Source organism: Streptomyces sp. NPDC101118 (genome assembly GCF_044759445.1).
In the GTDB taxonomy this organism is placed as follows: Bacteria; Actinomycetota; Actinomycetes; order Streptomycetales; family Streptomycetaceae; genus Streptomyces.
Window position 1 is genome coordinate 150112 of record NZ_JBIVZG010000009.1, and the last position, 19121, is coordinate 169232.

The 19121-nt window shown below is 74.3% G+C and carries 15 protein-coding genes; 12 read left to right on the plus strand and 3 right to left on the minus strand.

The annotated features are described in order from the left end of the window. Positions 1 to 218 precede the first annotated feature (218 nt). From ACIQUQ_RS17380 to ACIQUQ_RS17400, 5 genes are all read left to right on the plus strand, one after another. Positions 219 to 1247, plus strand: coding sequence for a WxL protein peptidoglycan domain-containing protein (locus tag ACIQUQ_RS17380; RefSeq protein WP_403976503.1), 1029 nt, complete (start codon positions 219 to 221; stop codon positions 1245 to 1247). Positions 1248 to 1426: 179 nt separating this feature from the next. Beyond that, positions 1427 to 4249, plus strand: coding sequence for an ATP-binding protein (locus ACIQUQ_RS17385; protein ID WP_403976505.1), 2823 nt, complete (start codon positions 1427 to 1429; stop codon positions 4247 to 4249). 68 nt (positions 4250 to 4317) lie between these two features. Continuing rightward, positions 4318 to 5064, plus strand: a complete 747-nt coding sequence (locus ACIQUQ_RS17390) for an SDR family oxidoreductase (RefSeq protein ID WP_403976507.1) — start codon at positions 4318 to 4320, stop codon at positions 5062 to 5064. Positions 5065 to 5193: 129 nt separating this feature from the next. Continuing rightward, positions 5194 to 6801 (plus strand): FAD-binding protein, encoded by a 1608-nt coding sequence (locus tag ACIQUQ_RS17395; RefSeq protein ID WP_403976509.1) that lies wholly within the window; start codon positions 5194 to 5196, stop codon positions 6799 to 6801. Continuing rightward, positions 6798 to 7298, plus strand: coding sequence for a cupin domain-containing protein (locus tag ACIQUQ_RS17400; RefSeq protein ID WP_403976511.1), 501 nt, complete (start codon positions 6798 to 6800; stop codon positions 7296 to 7298). Before ACIQUQ_RS17395 ends, ACIQUQ_RS17400 begins: the two co-directional genes overlap by 4 nt. A gap of 95 nt (positions 7299 to 7393) precedes the next feature. On the opposite strand, the gene ACIQUQ_RS17405 is transcribed toward ACIQUQ_RS17400, so the two are convergent. Further along, on the minus strand, positions 7394 to 7906 hold the full coding sequence (locus ACIQUQ_RS17405) for a cupin domain-containing protein (protein WP_403976513.1): 513 nt from the start codon (positions 7904 to 7906) through the stop codon (positions 7394 to 7396). 329 nt (positions 7907 to 8235) lie between these two features. Between ACIQUQ_RS17405 and ACIQUQ_RS17410 the strand changes: the two genes are divergently transcribed. The 7 genes from ACIQUQ_RS17410 to ACIQUQ_RS17440 all read left to right on the plus strand — a co-directional run bounded on the left by ACIQUQ_RS17410 (position 8236) and on the right by ACIQUQ_RS17440 (position 17017). Further along, positions 8236 to 9738, plus strand: coding sequence for an MFS transporter (locus tag ACIQUQ_RS17410; protein WP_403976515.1), 1503 nt, complete (start codon positions 8236 to 8238; stop codon positions 9736 to 9738). Further along, the gene (locus ACIQUQ_RS17415; RefSeq protein WP_403976517.1) at positions 9735 to 11330 is read left to right on the plus strand and encodes an FAD-dependent monooxygenase; all 1596 of its coding nucleotides are present in this window, start codon (positions 9735 to 9737) and stop codon (positions 11328 to 11330) included. The genes ACIQUQ_RS17410 and ACIQUQ_RS17415 overlap by 4 nt, the downstream gene beginning before the upstream one ends. Before the next feature lie 153 nt (positions 11331 to 11483). After that, positions 11484 to 12281, plus strand: coding sequence for a 2-amino-3,7-dideoxy-D-threo-hept-6-ulosonate synthase (locus ACIQUQ_RS17420; RefSeq protein WP_403976519.1), 798 nt, complete (start codon positions 11484 to 11486; stop codon positions 12279 to 12281). 142 nt (positions 12282 to 12423) lie between these two features. Beyond that, positions 12424 to 13530 carry a 3-dehydroquinate synthase II family protein gene (locus ACIQUQ_RS17425; protein WP_403976521.1) on the plus strand — a complete coding sequence of 369 codons (1107 nt, stop codon included), beginning with the start codon at positions 12424 to 12426 and terminating at the stop codon, positions 13528 to 13530. A gap of 8 nt (positions 13531 to 13538) precedes the next feature. Further along, positions 13539 to 14312 carry an amidohydrolase family protein gene (locus ACIQUQ_RS17430; protein ID WP_403976522.1) on the plus strand — a complete coding sequence of 258 codons (774 nt, stop codon included), beginning with the start codon at positions 13539 to 13541 and terminating at the stop codon, positions 14310 to 14312. A 17-nt stretch (positions 14313 to 14329) separates the two neighbouring features. Continuing rightward, the gene (locus ACIQUQ_RS17435; RefSeq protein ID WP_403976524.1) at positions 14330 to 15727 is read left to right on the plus strand and encodes a phenylacetate--CoA ligase family protein; all 1398 of its coding nucleotides are present in this window, start codon (positions 14330 to 14332) and stop codon (positions 15725 to 15727) included. 72 nt (positions 15728 to 15799) lie between these two features. Next, positions 15800 to 17017 (plus strand): FAD-dependent monooxygenase, encoded by a 1218-nt coding sequence (locus tag ACIQUQ_RS17440; protein WP_403976526.1) that lies wholly within the window; start codon positions 15800 to 15802, stop codon positions 17015 to 17017. A gap of 121 nt (positions 17018 to 17138) precedes the next feature. On the opposite strand, the gene ACIQUQ_RS17445 is transcribed toward ACIQUQ_RS17440, so the two are convergent. Both ACIQUQ_RS17445 and ACIQUQ_RS17450 read right to left on the minus strand, forming a co-directional pair. Continuing rightward, positions 17139 to 18491: a cation:proton antiporter gene (locus tag ACIQUQ_RS17445; protein ID WP_403976528.1), complete on the minus strand. Its 1353-nt coding sequence runs from the start codon at positions 18489 to 18491 to the stop codon at positions 17139 to 17141. Next, the gene (locus tag ACIQUQ_RS17450; RefSeq protein WP_403976530.1) at positions 18478 to 19062 is read right to left on the minus strand and encodes a flavin reductase family protein; all 585 of its coding nucleotides are present in this window, start codon (positions 19060 to 19062) and stop codon (positions 18478 to 18480) included. The genes ACIQUQ_RS17445 and ACIQUQ_RS17450 overlap by 14 nt, the downstream gene beginning before the upstream one ends. Between the last annotated feature and the right edge of the window lie 59 nt (positions 19063 to 19121).

The following is a 19121-nucleotide window of genomic DNA, read 5'->3' on the forward strand; positions in this document are numbered from 1 at the left end:
TCCGCCCGGGTGGTGCGGGGCCCCGGCCCCGCACCGCCTTCCGCGTTCCCGCGCGGCGTCCGCGTACCGCGCCGCCCGTACCCGGCGTCCGCGGTACGCGACCCGTACCGCGCGACCCGTACCGCGCGACCCGTACCGCGCCACCCGTACCGCGCCGCCCGTACCGCGCCACCCGTACCCAGCGCCCGCGTCCGTCCCGCACCTGGAGAGCCGAGCCCATGCGCATACCCCGCCCGCTGCTCTGCCTGCTGGGGGCCCTGCTGGCCGTCGCCGGCGTGCTGCCCGCCGCCACGACCGCCGGGGCCGCCGAGAACGGCACCTGGGCCGTGTTCCCTACCCCCGCCGCGGGCGAGAAGACCACCAGCCGCGCCTACTTCTTCCACCAGGGCGCCGCCGGCACGACCATCAGCGACAGCGTCACCCTCACCAACTCCTCCGACGCGCCCATCACCTTCCGGGTCTTCGCCACCGACGCCGTGAACACCCCCGTCGGCGGCGCCTTCGCGCTGCTCCCGGTCGAGACGAAGCCCAAGGACGTGGGGACCTGGGTCCGGCTGCCGGAGGACGTCGCGGGCCGCACCGTGACCGTCCCCGCCAAGGGCCGTCAGGACATCCCCTTCACCGTCCGGGTGCCCGAGGACGCCGGCCCCGGCGACCACGTCGGCGGCATCGTCGCCCTGAACACCAAGGTCGAGGGGATCAAGAAGGAGGGCAAGGTCCAGGTCGGCGTACGCCGCTCCGTGGGCGCCCGCCTGTACCTGCGCGTGCCGGGCCCCGTCACCCCCGCCGTCAGCGTCGAGGACGTACGGGTCGAACGCGGCGCGCCGCTGCTGCCCTGGACCAAGGACGCGCACGCGACCGTCAGGTACGCCCTGGTCAACCGCGGCAACGTGGTCATCGGCCCGAAGGTGGCCGTCCGCGCCGAGGGCCTCTTCGGCCGGAAGGTGCTGGACCGCGCCCCCCGCGACCTGCGGCTGGTGCTGCTGCCGGGCCAGCGGATCGAGCTGACCGAGCAGTGGGCCGGCTCCCCGCAGCTGGACTGGGTGACGGTCCGGGTGACGGCCACCGCCGTCAACCACCCCGACACCGAGGAGAGCGGCGAAGCGGAGTTCCTGGCCGTCCCGTGGCCCGCCGCGGGCGTCCTGCTCGTCCTCGCCGGCGCCGGCGTCGCTGCCTGGGCTGTCCGCCGCAGGCGCCGTACGGACCCCGAGCCGGCCGCGGAGGAGGAGCACCTCACCCCCGCCTGAGCACGGCACCGCTTCTCGCCACCTCCCGGTCTCAGTGGCTGAGACCGATCTGACAGACCCCCACCGGAACTGTTTGACCTGCCATTTCACGGGTTGTTAGGTTCCTCGGCGGTCTTGTGGACCAGGAGGTTTCCCCCGCTGCCGACGGCGAGGGCCGAGTGAGAGGCAGGAACCGCCGCGTGACTCCCCGGCTCACCTCACCCACCATCGGACGCGACGCCGAGCTGGCCGCCCTGCGCGAGGCCCTGGCGGCCACCGCGGCCGGGGCGGGCCGGTGCCTGGTGCTCAACGGCCCGGCCGGCATCGGCAAGAGCCGCCTGCTGGCCGAGGCCCGCGCCGAGGCCGGGCGGCTGGGCATGGCCGTCGCCGCCGGCCGGGCCACGGAACTCGACCGCGTCGCCCCCCTCGCCACCCTCCTCACCGCCCTGCGCGGCAGCACCCCGCCCGTGGTCGACGGCGCCGGCATGGCCGCCCTCGGCGCAGCCGGCAGCCAGGTCACCAACCGCTTCTGGCTGGTCGAGCAGCTCGGCGAGCTGATCGAGGAGTACGTGCGCCTGCGCCCCCTCCTCATCGTGCTGGACGACGCCCACGCCGCCGACGAGCTGACCGCCGTGGCCCTGCAGATCCTGGTGCCCCGCCTCCAGTCCTGCGCGGTGACCTGGCTGCTGGCCCAGCGGCCGGGCCCGGCCAAGGCCCCCATGCACGAGGTCACCGCCCGGCTGGTCGAGGAGGGCGCGGTACAGCTCACGCTGCCGCCGCTGGACCCGGAGGCCATCGCCGAGGTCTGCACACACGTGCTGGGCAGTCCGCCCGCGCCCCGGCTGCGGGCGCTCGCCGCGCGCAGCGACGGCAACCCCTTCCTGCTGGAACAGCTGCTCACCATGCTCAACGACCACGGCTGGCTGCAGACCGCGGGCGGCACGGTCACCTCGGTGGCCGAGGACGGGCTGCCCGCCGGCTTCCTCTCGGCCGTCGAGTACCAGCTGCGGCACCTCTCCGAGTCCGCCCACCGGCTGCTGGAGGCCGCCTCGGTCTTCGGCCGCCCCTGCACCGTCCACGAGGCGGCGCGGCTGCTGGGCCGGTCCGCGGTGGCCGTGGTGCCCGCCGTCGAGGAGGCCGTCGCCGCGCACGTGCTGGTGGACGACGGGACCGCCCTCGCCTTCCGCCACGACCTGATCAGGGACGCCGTCTACGGCAACCTCTCCGGCGCCGTCCGGCAGACCCTGCACCAGGAGGCCGCCGTGCTCCTGGAGGCCGAGGGGCGGCCCGGCGCCGAGGCCGTGCTGCACCGCATCCGGGGTGCCCGGCCCGACGACCCGCGCACTCTGGAGGCCCTGTCCCGGGCCGTGGACGAGGTGGCGCCCATCGCCCCGTCCACCGCCGCCGACCTGATGCTCCAGCTGCTGGACCTGCTGCCCGCCGACTCCGCCTCGCGGCCGCACGCCATCGCCGAGACCGTCCGGCTGCTGGCCGTCTCCGGCCGGCTCGGCGAGGCCCAGGGGCTGGGCGAGCAGGCGCTGCGCGGGCGGGTGGACCCGGCGTACGAGGCCACCATGTGCGTGGGCCTGTGCGACGCGCTCAAGCACGCCGGGCAGGACGCCACCGTCATCGAGTACACCGCCCGCGTGCTGGCCCGCCCAGGGATACCGGAGCCGGTCCGGGCCCAACTGCTGGCCATCCAGTCGCACGCGATGCTCGTGGTGGGCGACAGCGCGGGCGCGGAGCGGTCCGCGCTGGCCGCGGCGGCCGACGGGGAGCCCTCCGCCCTCGTGTACGCCGAGTCCGCGCGCAGCGCCGCCGCGCACGCCCGCGGTGACGTGGCCGGCGCCATCGCCATCGCCTCGGAGGCCGTGGAGGTCGCCGACCAGGACGGCGGCGACGCCCGCCACCGCCACCCCCGGCTGTGGCTGGGCCGGGCGCTGGTGGCCGCGGACCGGTTCAGCGAGGCCGAGGCCGTGTACGAGCTGGGCGAGCGGGAGGCCCGTGAGCTGGGCACCGCCTGGTCCCAGCCGCTGTGGCACTTCTACCAGGCCGAACTGCGGCTGGCCGCGGGCCGTCTGGACGACGCCGAGGCCGAGGCGCTGGCGGGGGAGCGGGTGGCCCAGCAGCTCACCGCCCTGGCCCTGCTGCCCTCGCTGCTGGGGCTGCTGGCGGACGTGGCCGTGCACAAGGACGAGCTGGGCCGGGCCCGGGACCTGCTGCGCCGGGCCGTGAGGCTGGGCGACACCGGCAACGGCACCACCACCGAGGACCTGGCCTGGCCGCAGGCGCAGCTCCTGGCCGCGCAGGGCGACGGCGCGGCCGCCTTCGAGACCCTGGCCGCGGTGTACGGGGCGGTCGGCGAGCGCCCGCTGCTGCTGACCCTCACGCCCTGGGCGGCGCCCGCGATGGTCCGCATCGCGCTGGACGCGGGGGCCCGCACCGAGGCCGGCGCGGTCGCGGCGACCGTACGCTCCCTGGCCGCCTCCGCCACCGCCGTGCCCTCCCTCCAGGGCGCCGCGGCCCACGCCGAGGGGCTGCTGCGCGCCGACACGGACGCGCTGCGGGCCGCCGTGGAGGCGTACCGGGACAGCCCGCGCCGGCTGGCCAGGGCCGCGGCCCTGGAGGACCTGGCCCTGGCGGAGGCGGCTGCGGGCGCCCGGCCGCGCGGGGTGGCGCTGATGGAGGAGGCCCTGGAGCTGTACGCCTCCTGCGGGGCGGTCCGCGACGCCGCCCGCACCCAGCGGGCGCTGCGCGGCATGGGCGTCCGGCGCAAGCGCTGGCAGCAGACCGCCAAGGCGCAGACCGGCTGGGACAGCCTCACCGGCGCGGAGCTGCGGGTGGTGCGGCTGGTGGCGGAGGGGCTGACCAACCGGGCCACCGCGGAGCGGCTGTTCCTCTCCCCGCACACGGTCGACACCCACCTGCGGCGGGCCTTCGCGAAGCTCGGCGTGTCCACCCGCGTCGAACTCGCCCGGCAGGCCATCACGCACGACGACGCGAACGATCGCGTAAAGGCGTGATGCCGGGCGCCCCCTCTCCCGGAAAGGCTCGGACCGCACAACGTTCCGAAGTTAAGGGAAGAGGGAGCATGTCTCTGCAGAACAAGGTCGCCATCGTCACCGGCGCCACCCGCGGCATCGGCCGCGCCGTGGCGGAGCGCCTGGGCCGTGAGGGCGCCGCCGTGGTCGTCAACTTCCGGGCCGGACGCGAGGGCGCCCAGCAGCAGGCGGAGGACCTCGTCGGCAAGATCAAGGCCGACGGCGGCAAGGCCGTGGCCGTGGCGGGCGACGTCAGCAAGGCGGGCGACGTCCAGGGTCTCTTCGACGCGGCCGAGCGCGAGTTCGGCGGCGTGGACATCCTGGTCAACAACGCCGCCGTGTTCGCCGCCGCCCCCATCGAGTACCTCTCCGAGGAGGACTTCGACCGGCTGATCGGCACCAACCTCAAGAGCGTCTTCTTCGCCGGCCAGCAGGCCACCTCGCGCCTGCGCGACGGCGGCCGCGTCGTCAACGTCGCCGCGGGCCTGCCCAACGGCGGCATCGCCTTCATGGGCGCCTACGGTGCCACCAAGGCCGGCGTCGAGGTGCTCACCCGGTCCCTGGCGCACGCCCTCGGCGGCCGCGGCATCACGGTGAACGCCGTGGCCCCCGGCCCGACCGACACCGAGATGCTGGCCGACGAGGCCCGCCAGATGGTGGACCAGATCACCGGCAGCACCCCGCTCGGCCGCCTCGGCCGGCCGCAGGACCTCGCCGACGTGGTGGCCTTCCTCGCCGGCGACGACTCGCGCTGGATCACCGGTCAGGTCATCGGCGTCAACGGCGGCTTCGAGTAGCCGAGCCGGGCCCTGGAGCCAGCCAGGCGCCCCCTCCCGTGACGACGCTGTGCGCCGGGTCCGCTCGCGGGCCCGGCGCACCCCTACGAACAGGAGTTCCCCATGCGTCGCCTGACGCGCAGAAATCTCTTGGCAGGGGCGACCGCGGTCGCCGGCGGAGCCACCCTCGCCGCGGCCCTCCCCGGCTCCGCCCTCGCCGTCGACGAGGCCCCCGCCGCGGAGGCCGGGCTCACCCCCACCACGCCCGCCGTCTCCGTCACCCCCGCGGACCCCCGCTACCCCGACCTCGCCCGCGGCGACAACAACCGCTGGATCGGCACCCCCGAGCAGGTCGTGGTCGTCTCCACCACCCAGCAGGTGCTGGACGCCGTCCAGCAGGCCGTGACCGCGGGCCGCCGGATCGCCGTGCGCAGCGGCGGCCACTGCTACGAGGACTTCACCACCAGCGCGGACGTCAAGGTCGTCCTCAACCTCTCCGAGATGCGGGCGGTGTACTACGACTCCGTCCGCCGCGCCTTCGCCATCGAGGCCGGCGCCTCCCTCGGCGACGTCTACGAGCAGCTGTACCGCAAGTGGGGCGTGACCATCCCCGGCGGCTCCTGCCCGACCGTCGCCGCCGGCGGCCACATAGCCGGCGGCGGGTACGGCGTGCTCAACCGCACCCTCGGACTGACCGTCGACCACCTCTACGGGGTGGAGGTCGTCGTGGTCGACGCGGCAGGCCGTGCCTCGGTGGTCGTCGCCACCCGCGACTCCACGGACGCCCGGCTGCGCGACCTGTGGTGGGCGCACACCGGCGGGGGCGGCGGCAACTTCGGCGTCGTGACCCGCTACTTCATGCGCAGCCACGGCATCAACAGCACGGATCCCGCGAAGCTGCTGCCGAAGCCCCCGTCCGAGGTGTGGATCGCCTCGTACGACCTCCCCTGGGACGGCCTGACCCAGGCCGGCTTCAGCCGGATGCTGCTCAACTTCGGGGCCTGGCACGAGCGCAACAGCGCCGCCGGCACCCCCGCGGCCGCCCTCTTCAGCCGCTTCATGGTGATGCACAGGGCCGGCGGCCGGCACACCCTGCCCATCCAGATCGACGCCTCCGTGCCCGGCGCCGAGCAGATGATCGCCGACTTCGCGGCCGCCGTCGCGGAGGGCACGGGCATCACCCCGCGGCTGACCACCAAGCTGCGCATGCCCTGGCTGAAGGCCACCCACTGGTCCGGCATGTTCGGCGGCGACGGCACCGGACGCGCCGACTTCAAGTCCGCGTACATGCGCAAGAACTTCACCCCGGCCCACACCGCGGCCCTGTGGAAGCACCTGACGCGGGAGGACTACGGCAACCCCTTCGCCCTCGTCCAGATCTCCGGCTACGGCGGCCGGACCAACACCGTGGCCGCCGCCGACACCGCCGTGCCCCAGCGCGACTCCATCATGAAGCTGATGTACCTCGTCGGCTGGCAGGAGCCCGCCCAGGACGCCGCGCACATCGCGTGGATACGTGATGTGTACCGCGAGGCGTACGCGGAGACCGGCGGCGTGCCCGTACCCGGGGACGTCATGGACGGCTGCTTCGTGAACTACTGCGACATCGACCTCGGCGACCCGGCCCAGAACACCTCAGGCGTCCCGTGGACGGCCCTGTACTACAAGGACAACTACCCGCGCCTCCAGCGCGCCAAGGCCGCCTGGGACCCCCGGAACGTCTTCCGGCACGCCCAGTCGGTGCAGGCCGCCTCATGACCCTGCGCAGCCAGGGGGCCCTCTACGGGCCCGGGGAGGGCTTCGTCCTGCCGCGGCCCAAGGTGACCGAGCGGCTGGCGCTGCCCGCGTCCGCCACCGGCGGCGGCCTCACCATCATGGAGATCACCGTCGAGCCGGGCGGCCTGGTGGCCCCCGAGCACACGCACACGCGGGAGGACGAGTCCGCGTACGTCATCGAGGGCGAACTCACCCTCAAGCTGGGCGGGGAACTGCTCACCGCGGGCGCGGACAGCGCGCTCTTCGCCCCCCGCGGCACCCCGCACACCTTCTTCAACGCGGGCACCACCACCGCCCGGATGGTCCTCGTCGTCACGCCCGGCAACCTGGACGAGTACTTCAAGGGCATCCCCGCCCTGGGCGCCGGCGGCCCGCCGCCGCGCCACCGGGTGGCCGAGCACGCCGCCGAGTACGGGATGGCGCTGCGCCCCGAGAGCCTCGCGGAACTCGCCGAGCGCCACGGGGTCACCCTGGTCTGAACGGCCGAAGGGCCCTTCCCTCACCGGGGAAGGGCCCTTCCGCGTGCCCGGCGGCGGACCGGGCACGCGGACGTACCCGGCGGCCTGCCACCGGCTCAGGGGAAGTACCGCGGGCCCGCCTCGCCGGCGCGCTCGATGTCCTTCTCCGTCACCCGGGGCCACGGCTGCCCCGGCACCGCCCGCTCGCCGATCTCGTAGAACAGGCCCTCGAAACCGGCCGGGGTGAACAGGAACAGCATCCGCGCCGCGTCCGCGCCCACGTTCTTGAAGCGGTGCGTCGTCCCGCGCGGGATGAAGATGAAGTCCCCCGGGCGCGCCGTGATCAGCCGGTCGCCGTCGAGCACCTCGAAGGTGCCCTCCAGGATGTAGTACGCCTCGTCCGCGTGGTCGTGGGCGTGCGGCGGCGGGCCGCTGCCCGGCGGGACCGAGGCCTCCACGGCCGACAGCGTGCCGCCCGTCGTCGCGCTGTCCACCTTCACGGTGTACGTGGCCTTCACCGACCCCAGCGCGTCCTCGGACTGCGTGTCCTCCGGTATCCAGAGGGACGGTCCCGTACCCGCCGGGACGTGGATCACCCCGTCACGGCGGGTTCCCGTGATCTGCGTCATCAGGCTTCCTCAGAGCTCGCGCCGCCGTCCGGTGACGGCGGGCCGACACGCCCCATCGTGGTCGCGGACGCCCTCCCGGCACTGCCGCACGATCGCGGGATCTTCCCCGGCCGGGACCCCGTCCAGCATCACGCGAAGACGCGATGTCCGGCGCCCCGCCGCGGGTCCAGCATGAGGCGGTCGTCCCGACCGGACCCCCGACCGGACCCCCGACCGGACCCCCGACCGGACCCCCGACCGGACCCCCAGAACCCCCGAGAACCCCCGAGAACCCCCATGACCCGCAGTCCCCTTACGAGACTTCCTTACGAGAGCCGAGGGCATCGCCGATGACCAGTGACATCAGCAGTGAGATCCAGGGAGCGGGCCCCCAGGACCCGCCGGACGCGGGGAGAGGCGGGGTGCGCTCCCCGTGGGCCACCTTCTGGGTGCTGGCCCTCATCGAGTTCATCACCGTCCTCGACACCTCGATCGTCAACGTCGCCCTGCCGAGCATCCAGCACGACCTCGGCTTCTCCGCCACGGGCCTGGCCTGGGTGGTCGACGCCTTCCTGCTCGCCTACGCCGGCTCCCTGCTGCTGGCCGGCCGGGCCACCGACTTCGTCGGCCGGCGGCGGCTGTTCGTCACCGGCGTCGCCGTCTTCACCCTCGCGTCGCTGCTCTGCGCCGCCGCCACCGAGGACTGGCACCTGGTCACCGGCCGTGTCGTGCAGGGCCTGGGCGCCGCGATGGTGGTTCCCGCCGCCCTGGCGCTGATCACCGACATCTTCCCGGAGGGCGCCGAGCGCAACAAGGCGATCGGCATCTTCAGCGGCATGGGCGGCTTCGCCGCCGCCGCGGGCGTGCTGTTCGGCGGCCTGCTGACCGCCGCCGCCTGGCAGTGGGCCTTCCTGATCAACGTGCCCATCGGCCTCGGCGTCTTCATCGCCAGCTTCCGGATGCTGCCCCGCACCCACCAGCAGGCCTCCGGCGGCATCGACGTCACCGGCGCCCTGTCCCTCTCCCTCGGCCTCGTCGTCTTGATCTACGCCGTGATCCGCGGCCAGGTCCAGGGCTGGGGCTCCGCCGCCACCCTCGCCCAGTTCGCCGCCGCCGTCGTGCTGCTGGGCGTGTTCGTGGTCCGCCAGCGCACCGCCGAGGACCCGCTCATCCCGCGGATGCTGCTGGCCCGGCGCAACATCGTCGTCGGCAACGCGGCCATCGCGATCGTCGGCGCCCTGATGTTCGCCACCTTCTTCGTCATCACCCTCTACATGCAGAAGGTCCGCGGCTACGGCCCCCTGCTGACCGGCCTGACCTACCTGCCCATCCCCGTCGCCACCTTCACCGGCACCCAGCTCGCCCCCCGGCTGCTGCGCTTCGGCCCGCACAACTCCATGGCCATCGGCCTCCTCCTGCAGGCCGCCGGCCTCGCCTGGTGGGCGGCCCTCATCGGCGGCGACGCGCAACTCGTCACCGGCTTCCTCGCGCCCACCGTGGTCTGGGGCCTGGGCGTCGGCATCGCCATCGTCAGCGCCTTCGTCACCTGCACCATGGGCCTCGACGGGCCCATCGCCGGCGCGGCCTCGGGGCTGGCCACCATGAGCCAGCAGGTCGGCGGCGCCGTCGGGCTCGCCCTGCTCGCCGCCCTCGCGGAGAGCCACACCCACACCCTGCTCGGCCGGAGCCCGGCCCCCGCCGCCGAGGAGGCACTCGCCGCCGGCTACGGCTGGGCGCTCTGGGTGGCCGTGGGCCTCGCCGTGGCCGGAGTCCTGCTCACCCGGCTGCTGAACTTCGGCCCCCCGCCCCAGCAGGCGGACCGGGGTGCCGCCCAGGAAGGAGCCGTGGCATGACCGCCGGCACGCACACCCCCGTACTGATCGTCGGCGCCGGACCCGTCGGCGCCACCCTCGCCCTCGAACTGGCCCGGCACGGCGTCCGCTCCACCGTGGTCGAGCGCTCCACCACCGTCTCCGCCCACCCCAAGATGGACTTCATCAACGGCCGCAGCATGGAGCTGCTGCGCCGCCTGGGCGTGGCCGAGGAGATCCGGGAGCGGGGGGTCTCGCCCGACGAGCCCTTCAACTTCCTGTGGACGGACGACCCGGCGCAGCCGCCCGTCTCCGTCTGGGAGTACCCCTCCGTCACGGGCCTGCGCGAGCGGTACGCGGACCGCAACGACGGCACCGCGCCCCTGGAGCCCTACCAGCGGCTCCAGGGCTCGCTCCTGGAGGACGTGCTGCGCGGCAGGGTCCGCCGGCACCCCCTGATCGACCTGCGCGAGGGCCAGAGCTTCCTGTCCCTCACCCAGGACGGGGACGGCGTCGAGGCCGTGCTGCGCGACGAGGCCGACGGCCACACGTACGCCCTGCACGCCGACTGGCTGGCGGGCTGCGACGGCGGCGGCAGTTCCGTACGCCGCGCCACCGGCATCGCCACCCACCACAGCGGGCCCAGCACCCGCCACTGCGACGTGTACTTCCGCAGCGAGGACCCCGCGCTCACCCGCAACGGGAAGTTCTTCCTCACCATCGCCGCCGGCGGGGCCACCCTCGTCAACCGTGACGGCGTCCGCACCTGGACCGGCACCTTCGTCCTGCCCGACGGCGAACCCGAGCCGGCCGACCCGCTGGCCGTCGTCAAGGAACGCCTCGGCTTCGACTTCGAGGCCGACGAGGTCATCAACATCGCCTACTGGTACGGGCGGCTGGCCGTCGCCGAGCGGTACCGCGAGGGCCGCGTCTTCCTCGCCGGCGACGCGGCGCACCAGTTCTACCCGACCGGCGGGCACGGGGCGAACACCGGTCTCGGCGACGCCGTCGACCTCGGCTGGAAGCTGGCCGCGGCCGTCTCCGGCTGGGCCGGCCCCGCGCTGCTCGACGCGTACGAGGCGGAACGCCGCCCGGTGGCCCTCTTCAACCGGGAGATGTGCGCCCACCTGCTGGGCGTCTGGATCCGCTTCCCCTCGCTGGCCGCCGCCGGCGCCACCCGCCCCCAGCTGGCCGCCTACCTCGACAAGGAGCGGTACCAGATCGACAACCTGGGCATCCACTTCGGCTACCGGTACGGCACCTCGCCCGTCATCCGGCACGAGGACGGCCCCGAACCCGACTGGCGCTGGCAGGAGATCGTGCCCGCCACCTGGCCCGGCACCCGGCCCCCGAGCGTCCGGCTCGCCGACGGCAGGGAGCTGTTCGACCTGCTCGGCGAGGGCTACACGCTGGTCGACCTGTCCGGCGGCCTCAAGGGCGTGCCGCTCGCCGAGAAGGCCCTGCACCACGGGCTGCCGCTGACGCTGCTCACCGTCGACGACACCGCCGCGCGCGACCGGTGGGAGCGCGACCTGGTGCTCGTACGCCCCGACCAGCACGTGGCCTGGCGGGCCGACGAGGCCCCGGACGCCGCCGAGTGGGACGCCATCCTGCGTCACGTGACCGGCAGTTGAGCGGGCTCCGGCTCACGTGACCCTCACGTGCCGGATCCCGTGATCAAGCGATGTCCCGGCCCGCCGCCTCGCGGGAAGCTTCCCTCTGTCGGCGGCGGCCGGGACCACACCCGAGATCCGAAGCCGCCCCCCACTTACCGGAGATGAGGCGTGATGCTCACCAATCTGCCCTTTGGCCGGAGGGTTCGCCTGAACCGGCTGTACGGCGAGGGAGACCAGCGGCTCCTGGTCGTCCCGATGGACCACCCGATCAGCGACGGCCCGGTCTTCGACCGGTCGGTCCTGGACAAGCTGGTCGGCCAGGTCTGCGAGAACGGGGCGGACGCGGTCGTCCTCCACAAGGGAAGCCTGCGCCAGGTGGGCCACGACCGGTTCGCGAAGACCGCGCTCATCGTCCACCTCAGCGCCAGCACCCTGCACGCGCCGGACCCGGACGAGAAGTACCTCGTCGCCGGGGTCGAGGAGGCCCTGCGGTACGGGGCCGACGCGGTCAGCGTGCACGTCAACCTCGGCTCCCACGAGGAGCGCCGGCAGGTGGCCGACCTCGGCCGCGTCTCGGACCTCTGCGACCGCTGGAACGTCCCGCTGCTGGCCATGGTCTACCCCCGCGGCCCGCGCATCGAGAACCCGAAGGACCCGGCCCTGGTCGCCCACGCGGTGACCCTCGCGGCCGAACTGGGCGCCGACATCGTCAAGGCCCCGTACGTCGGCAACCCGGACGAGATGGCCGACGTGGTCCGCAGCGCGGCGATACCGGTCATCGTCGCCGGGGGCCCCAAGCAGACCGAGACCGGCCAGGTCCTCGCGTACGTCGACGAGGCCCTGCGCGGCGGCGCCGCCGGCGTCGCCATGGGCCGGAACATCTTCCAGGCCGCCGACCCCGGCGCCCTGACGCGGAAGATCGCGGACGTCATCCACGGCACCACCGCGCGTGCCGCGTCCGCCGCCTGATCCCGCGCCTTCCCCTTCCCCTGACTTCCCCCGATTTCCCCGACCTGCACCTTCCCGCCGCGGGCTCCCGGCGGACCGCCCCCGCGCGGCCGCCCGAGGGCAACGCCCGCACGGCACCTTCACGCACTTGGGAGTTCAACTCATGAAGCTCAGCTGGCTCGACGTCCGCGGTCTCGGCGAGGCCAAGGAGGCCATCCTCCAGGAGGCGCTGCACTACCGCGTCGAGGGCATCGTCGTCGACGACCTCGCCGACCTGGAGGGCCTGCCGCCCACCGTCAGCAAGGTCTACTTCCCGCAGGGCAAGGAGCTGCCCGCGGAGTTCGGCGACGCCACGATCGTCATCGTCGACCCGGAGAACCACGGCATCTCCACCGCCGAACTCGCCCTGAAGCACCCCGAGGTGGACTTCGGCCGGTTCGTCGAGATCATCGATGCGAAGACGCTGGAGGACGCCTGCGAGTCCGCCCGCACCGAGCAGTGGAGCCTGCTCCTCTTCCGCGACCCGACCAAGATCCCCCTGGAGATCGTGATCGCCGCGGCCGCCCGCTCGCAGGGCAGCCTGGTGACCATAGCCCAGGACGTGGAGGAGGCCGAGATCATCTTCGGCGTCCTGGAGCACGGCTCCGACGGCGTGATGATGAAGCCCGCCGCGGTCGGCGAGACCTCCAAGCTCAAGACCGCGGCCCTGGCCGAGGTGCCCGACCTGGACCTCACCGAGCTGGAGATCACCGACACCGAGCACATCGGCATGGGCGAGCGGGCCTGCGTCGACACCTGCACCCACTTCCGCGAGGACGAGGGCATCCTGGTCGGGTCGCACTCCAAGGGCATGATCCTCTGCGTCAGCGAGACCCACCCGCTGCCGTACATGCCGACCCGACCGTTCCGTGTCAACGCCGGCGCCATCCACTCGTACACGCTGTCCAAGGACGAGCGCACCAACTACCTCAGCGAGCTGAAGTCCGGCAGCAAGGTCATGGCGGTGGACGTCAAGGGCCAGACCCGCATGGTCACCGTCGGCCGCGTCAAGATCGAGTCCCGTCCGCTGATCTCCATCAACGCGGTCTCGCCCGACGGCCGCAAGGTCAACCTGATCCTCCAGGACGACTGGCACGTCCGGGTCCTCGGCCCCGGCGGCGTCGTCCTCAACAGCACCGAACTCAAGCCGGGCGACAAGGTCCTGGGCTACCTGCCCACCGAGGACCGCCACGTCGGCTACCCGATCGACGAGTTCTGCCTGGAAAAGTGAGCCCTCACGTGACGACGGCGGACCCGCGGCCCGTGCTCGACTTCCACGTCCGGCTCGCGCCGGTCGAGCACGCCGCGGACCGTCTGCTCTCGATGATGGACGAGAGCGGTGTCGCCCGCGCCGTGGTGTGCGCGGGCGGCACCATGCCGCTGGAGCGGCTGTCCCGGAACCTCATCGAGGGCGGCCACATCGAGACCGACGCCGACAACGAGGCCGTGCGCGCCGCCTGCGCGGCCTCCGGCGGCCGGCTGGTCCCCTTCTGGTTCGCCAACCCGCACCGCGACCCGGCCGAATACCGGGAACGGGCCGCGGAGTTCAGGGGACTGGAGATCTCCCCGGCCGTGCACGGCGTCGGGCTCGACGACCCGCGGACCGCCGCCCTGGTGGCGGCCGCGGGCGAGGCCGGGCACAGCGTCTACACGGTCTGCCTGGAACGGCCCGGAGCCACGGTCGCGGACCTGGTGAAGCTGGCGGCCGCCCACCCGGACGTCACCTTCGTCCTCGGGCACATGGGCATCGGCAACATCGACCTGTACGCGCTCGAACTCGTCCGGGACCTGCCCAACGTGCTGGCCGAGACCTCCGGCGGCTACGCGGTCGTCGCCCGCACCGCCCTGCGGCTGCTGGGCCCGGACCGGATCCTCTTCGGCTCCGAGGCGCCGCTCCAGCACCCCGCGACCGAGCTCGACAAGCTGCGCCGCGCGGGCTTCGAGGACGCCGACTGGCACGCGGCCACCTGGCGCAACGCCTGCCGCGTGCTGGGCGAGCCCGAACGGACATGAGAAAGGAGGAGCCCCGGATGACCGACGACACGGCGGCACCGGCCACCCCCACCGAGGCGCTCTCGGAGTCCCGGAGCGGGAAGCGGCCCGGAGGCGGCACCGCGCCCCGCGCCGAGACCCGCCCCGAGATCGGCGACTGGCGGGACTGGGCCGGACTGGCCGCGCTCCAGGAGGCCCGGCTCGGCGTGATGCTGGAGCGGGCCGCGAAGTCGCCCTTCTACCAGGCCAGGTCCGGCCCCGGAGGCCTGGCCACCGACCCGGCCGCCTTCGCCGGCCTGCCGGTCACCAGCAAGGACGACCTGCGGGAGGCCTACCCCTTCGGGCTGCTGGCGGTCCCGCAGAGCGAGCTGGCCACGTACCACGAGTCCAGCGGCTCCACCGGCTCGCCGACCCCCACGTACTACACCGAGGACGACTGGGTCGACCTCGCCGAGCGCTTCGCCCGCAAGTGGTGCGGGATCGAGGCCTCCGACACCCTGATGGTCCGCACCCCGTACGCGATGCTCCTCACCGGACACCTCGCGCACGCCGCCGGCCGGCTCAAGGGCGCCACCGTGGTGCCGGGCGACAACCGCTCGGTGGCCATGCCCTTCTCGCGGGTGGTGCGGGCCCTGCACGACCTGGGCGTCACCATGACCTGGTCGATGCCCACCGAGCCCCTGATCTGGGCCGCCGCCGCGGAGGCCGCAGGCCACCGGCCGGGCCGGGACTTCCCGGCGCTGCGCGCCCTGTTCGTGGGCGGCGAGCCGCTCAGCCCGGGCCGCCGGGCCCGGATCAGCGCGCTGTGGGGCGTGCCCGTCGTCGAGGAGTACGGCTCCACGGAGACCGGCAGCCTGGCCGGCGAGTGCACGGAGGGCCGGCTGCACCTGTGGGCCGACCGCGTGCTGTTCGAGGTGCGCGACCCGGAGACCGGCCGGATCGGCCGCGAGGGCGCCGGGCAGCTGGTGGTCACCCCCCTGTACCGCGAGGCGATGCCGCTCCTCCGGTACAACCTGGAGGACAACGTCGAGGTCTCGTACGAGCCCTGCGGCTGCGGCTGGCTGCTGCCCACCGTCAAGGTGCTGGGCCGGGCCGTCTACGGCCACCGGGCCGGGGACACCCTGGTCACCCAGTACGAGCTGGAGGACCTCGTCTACCGGCTGCCCCAGGCGTACGGCGTGCTCTTCTGGCGCGCCAAGGCCGGCCCCGAGGGGCTGCGCATCGAGGCGGAGGCCGCCGCCGGGCACCAGGAGGCGGTCCGCACCGAACTCGCCGCGCTGGTGAGCGGCCGCTTCGGGGTGGCCTGCCGGGTCGACACCGTCGCACCGGGCACCCTCGTGCCCCGCGAGGTGCTCACGGGCATGCCGGACGTGGTCAAGCCCCGGAGCCTGTTCGGCCCGGAGGAGGACTGGGACAAGGCGGTCCTCTACTACTGACCCGCCGGCGGGCGGCCGGGTCGCACCGGCCCCGCCGCCCGCCGGCAGCCCTACAGCGGAAGGTGTTCGACCGTGCTCCATCCCAAGACCCGCGGCCCGGATCGGGACGGCCCGCACATCGCCGTGGTGGGCGCCGGCATCGCCGGGCTCACCCTGGCCGTGGCACTGGCCCGCGCCGGGCTCCGCTGCGACGTCTACGAGCAGACGCGCCGGATGCGCGAGGTGGGCGCCGGCGTCCAGATCGCCCCCAACGCCTCCCGCCTGCTGCACCGGCTGGGCCTCGGCGAGCGCCTCAGGGAACTGGCCGTGCGCCCCTCGGCCGTGGAGATGCGGCGCTGGGACGACGGCGCCCTGCTGGGCCGCACCGCGCTGGGCGCCGAGTGCGAGGAGCTGTACGGGGCGCCGTACTACACCGTGCACCGCGCGGACCTGCACCAGCAGCTGCTGTGCCGGCTCGCCGACGGCAGCCTGCACATCGGGCTGCGCTGCGTGGGCGCCGAGGAGGACGCGGACGGCGCGGTGCTGCGCTTCGAGGACGGCAGCGTGCGGCGCGCCGACCTCGTGGTGGGCGCCGACGGCATCCACTCGGTGGTCCGTGAGGCCCTCGCCCCCGACGAGCCCCGGTTCTCCGGGCAGTCCATCTACCGGGGGCTGGTGCCCTCGGAGCGGCTGCCGTTCCTCACGGCGGACCCCAAGGTGCGGCTGTGGCTGGGACCCGAACAGCACCTGGTCTGCTACCCGGTGAGCGGCGGCCGGCTGATCAGCTTCGGTGCCACCGCCCCGGCCGGGGACTGGACCGCGGAGTCCTGGACGGCCGACGGGCGGGTGGCCGAGCTGGCCCTCACGTACGCCGGCTGGAACCCCGACGTCCGCAAGATCGTCGAGGCGCCGGACGCGGTGGGCCGCTGGGCGCTGCACGACCGGGACCCGATCGACCGCTGGACCACCGGGCGCATCGCCCTGCTCGGCGACGCGGCCCACCCGATGCTGCCGTTCATGGCGCAGGGCGCCAACCAGGCCGTCGAGGACGCGGTGGTGCTGGCCGGCTGCCTGGCCGGTGCGGAGGCCGGGCCCGACGGGCTGCGGGCGGCGCTCGTCCGGTACGAGGAGCTGCGCCGCCCGCGCACCGACCTGATCCAGCGCCAGTCGCGGGCCAACTCGGCGAAGTTCCACCTGTCGGACGGCGACGGCCAGCGCGAGCGCGACGCGGAGCTGATCGGCTCGCAGAACCTGCGCGAGCAGGAGTGGCTCTACGGCCACGACGCCGAGGCCGCGCTCGCGGACGCCTGACCCTCCCGGTTCCTGCGGGACGGCGCCGCTCTGCCGCCGAGGGGACCGGGGAGGGCGCCGGGCGCGCCGGAGCCGGCCTGCCCCCGTCGGCGAGGGGGCGGACCGGCTCCGGCGGTCGAAGTCAGCGTCGGGACAGCGCCCCCTCGGACGCCGGGGTCTTCGCGGAGTCCGCCGGGAGGGTCTCCGCGGTGGAGGCCGCGTCGACGACGGCGCCGGGCCGGGCCCCCGGGGTCGCGTCCGCCGGCCCGTCCGCGTCCTTCCGGCGCAGCCAGGAGACGGCCGGGGCCGTGGCGGCCGTGGTGACCAGGGCCATCAGCACCAGCATGGTGAACAGCCCGGGACCGATCACCCCCAGCTCCAGGCCGATGTTGAGCACCACCAGCTCGGTCAGGCCCCGGCAGTTCATCAGCGCGCCGATGGTCGCCGACTGCCGCCAGGAGCGACCGGTGGCGCGGGCGGCCAGCGTGCTGCCGCCGAACTTGCCCGCCACCGCGACCACGAGCACCGCGCCGGCCCACAGCCACTGCTCCGGGTCGGCGGCCAGCAGGGCCAGGTCGGTCTTCATGCCGGTGTGCACGAAGAACAGCGGGAGCAGCAGCGGTACCGCCACGGCCCGCAGCCGTGCCGCGGAGCGCTCGACGTCCCGGGAGCCGCGCGGGGTGACGACGCCGAAGAGGAAGGCGCCGAACAGGGCGTGCACGCCCAGCTCGTCGGTGGCCAGCGCGGCCAGGCACAGGCCGCTGAACAGCAGCACCAGCACGGCGCCGTCGCCCGCGCCGGAGGCCCTGGCCGCGAGCCGCGCCAGTACCGGGCGCACCACCTTGAACATCAGCAGCACGAACACCACGGTCAGGGCGGCCGAGGTGAGCGCGCCGAGCGCCGACTCGCTGGAACCCACGGCCACCACCACGGCCAGCAGGCACCAGGCGGTGACGTCGTCCACCGCCGCGCAGGCCATGGCCAGCGCCCCGGTGGGCGTCCCGTACAGGTTCCGGTCGGTGAGGATCCGGGCCAGCACGGGGAAGGCGGTGACGCTCATCGAGACGGCGATGAACAGGACGAACGGCAGCCGGTCGACCCCGGGCGGGGACAGCGTCCCGAACATCGCCAGCGCCAGCAGCGAGCCCAGGGCCAGGGGCAGGAGCACGCTGGCCTGGCTGACGGCGACGGCCGTACGGCTGTGTCCCCGCAGGGCGTTCAGGTCCAGCTCCAGGCCGACCAGGAACATGAAGGCCAGCAGCCCGAGCTGGCCCAGCACCGAGGTGAACGGCGCGATGGAGGACGGGAACAGCCACTGCTGGGCGTCGGGCCAGAGCCAGCCGAACAGGGACGGGCCCAGCAGGATGCCGGTGGCGATCTCGCCGATCACCGGGGGCTGGCCGAGCCGGCGGACCAGGGCCGCGCCGGCGTGGCACGCCAGGATGACGGCGGGGACGGCGATCAGCAGCGAGGGCAGCGGATCAGGGGCGGACACGGGCGGCTCCCTCCGTGGGGATCGGTTGCACGGGCGGGTCCGGCCGGACCGTGGCGTCGGACCAACGCGCGTAGCGGCGGCGGCCGTAGAGCAGCGGCGGCGCGGCGTTCTCCCGCAGCGTCACCCGTCTGACCCCGGCGAAGACCGCGGTGTGGTCGCCCATCTCCACCGTGCGGACGACCTCGCAGTCGGCGGTGGCGTGGGCGTCGGCGGTGAGGTGCGGGCCGCTCGCGCCGAGCGGCAGCCGCCACTCGACCCGCTCGAAGCGGTCGTCGGACCCGGAGGCGAACACCTGGGAGGCGTCGCGGGCGTCCTCGTGCAGCAGGTTCACCGCGAACTGGCCGCCGGCCAGGATGGTGTCGAGCGTCGGGCTGGCCGTCCGCACGCACACCACCAGCGTCGGCGGCGACAGCGCCACGCTGGCGAGCGAGCTGCAGGTCATGCCCCGGGGGGCGGCGTCCTCGTCGAGCACGGTGAGGACCGAGACCCCCGAGGGGAATCCGGCCATGAGCGGGCGTATGTCGGCGGTGCCGGCCTCCACGGCCGGCGGATGGTGTGCTGGTGCGGGCATGGCGGTCCCTCCAGTGGGATGAGTACAGCACGGCCCGGCCACCGGCGGGGGGAACCGGG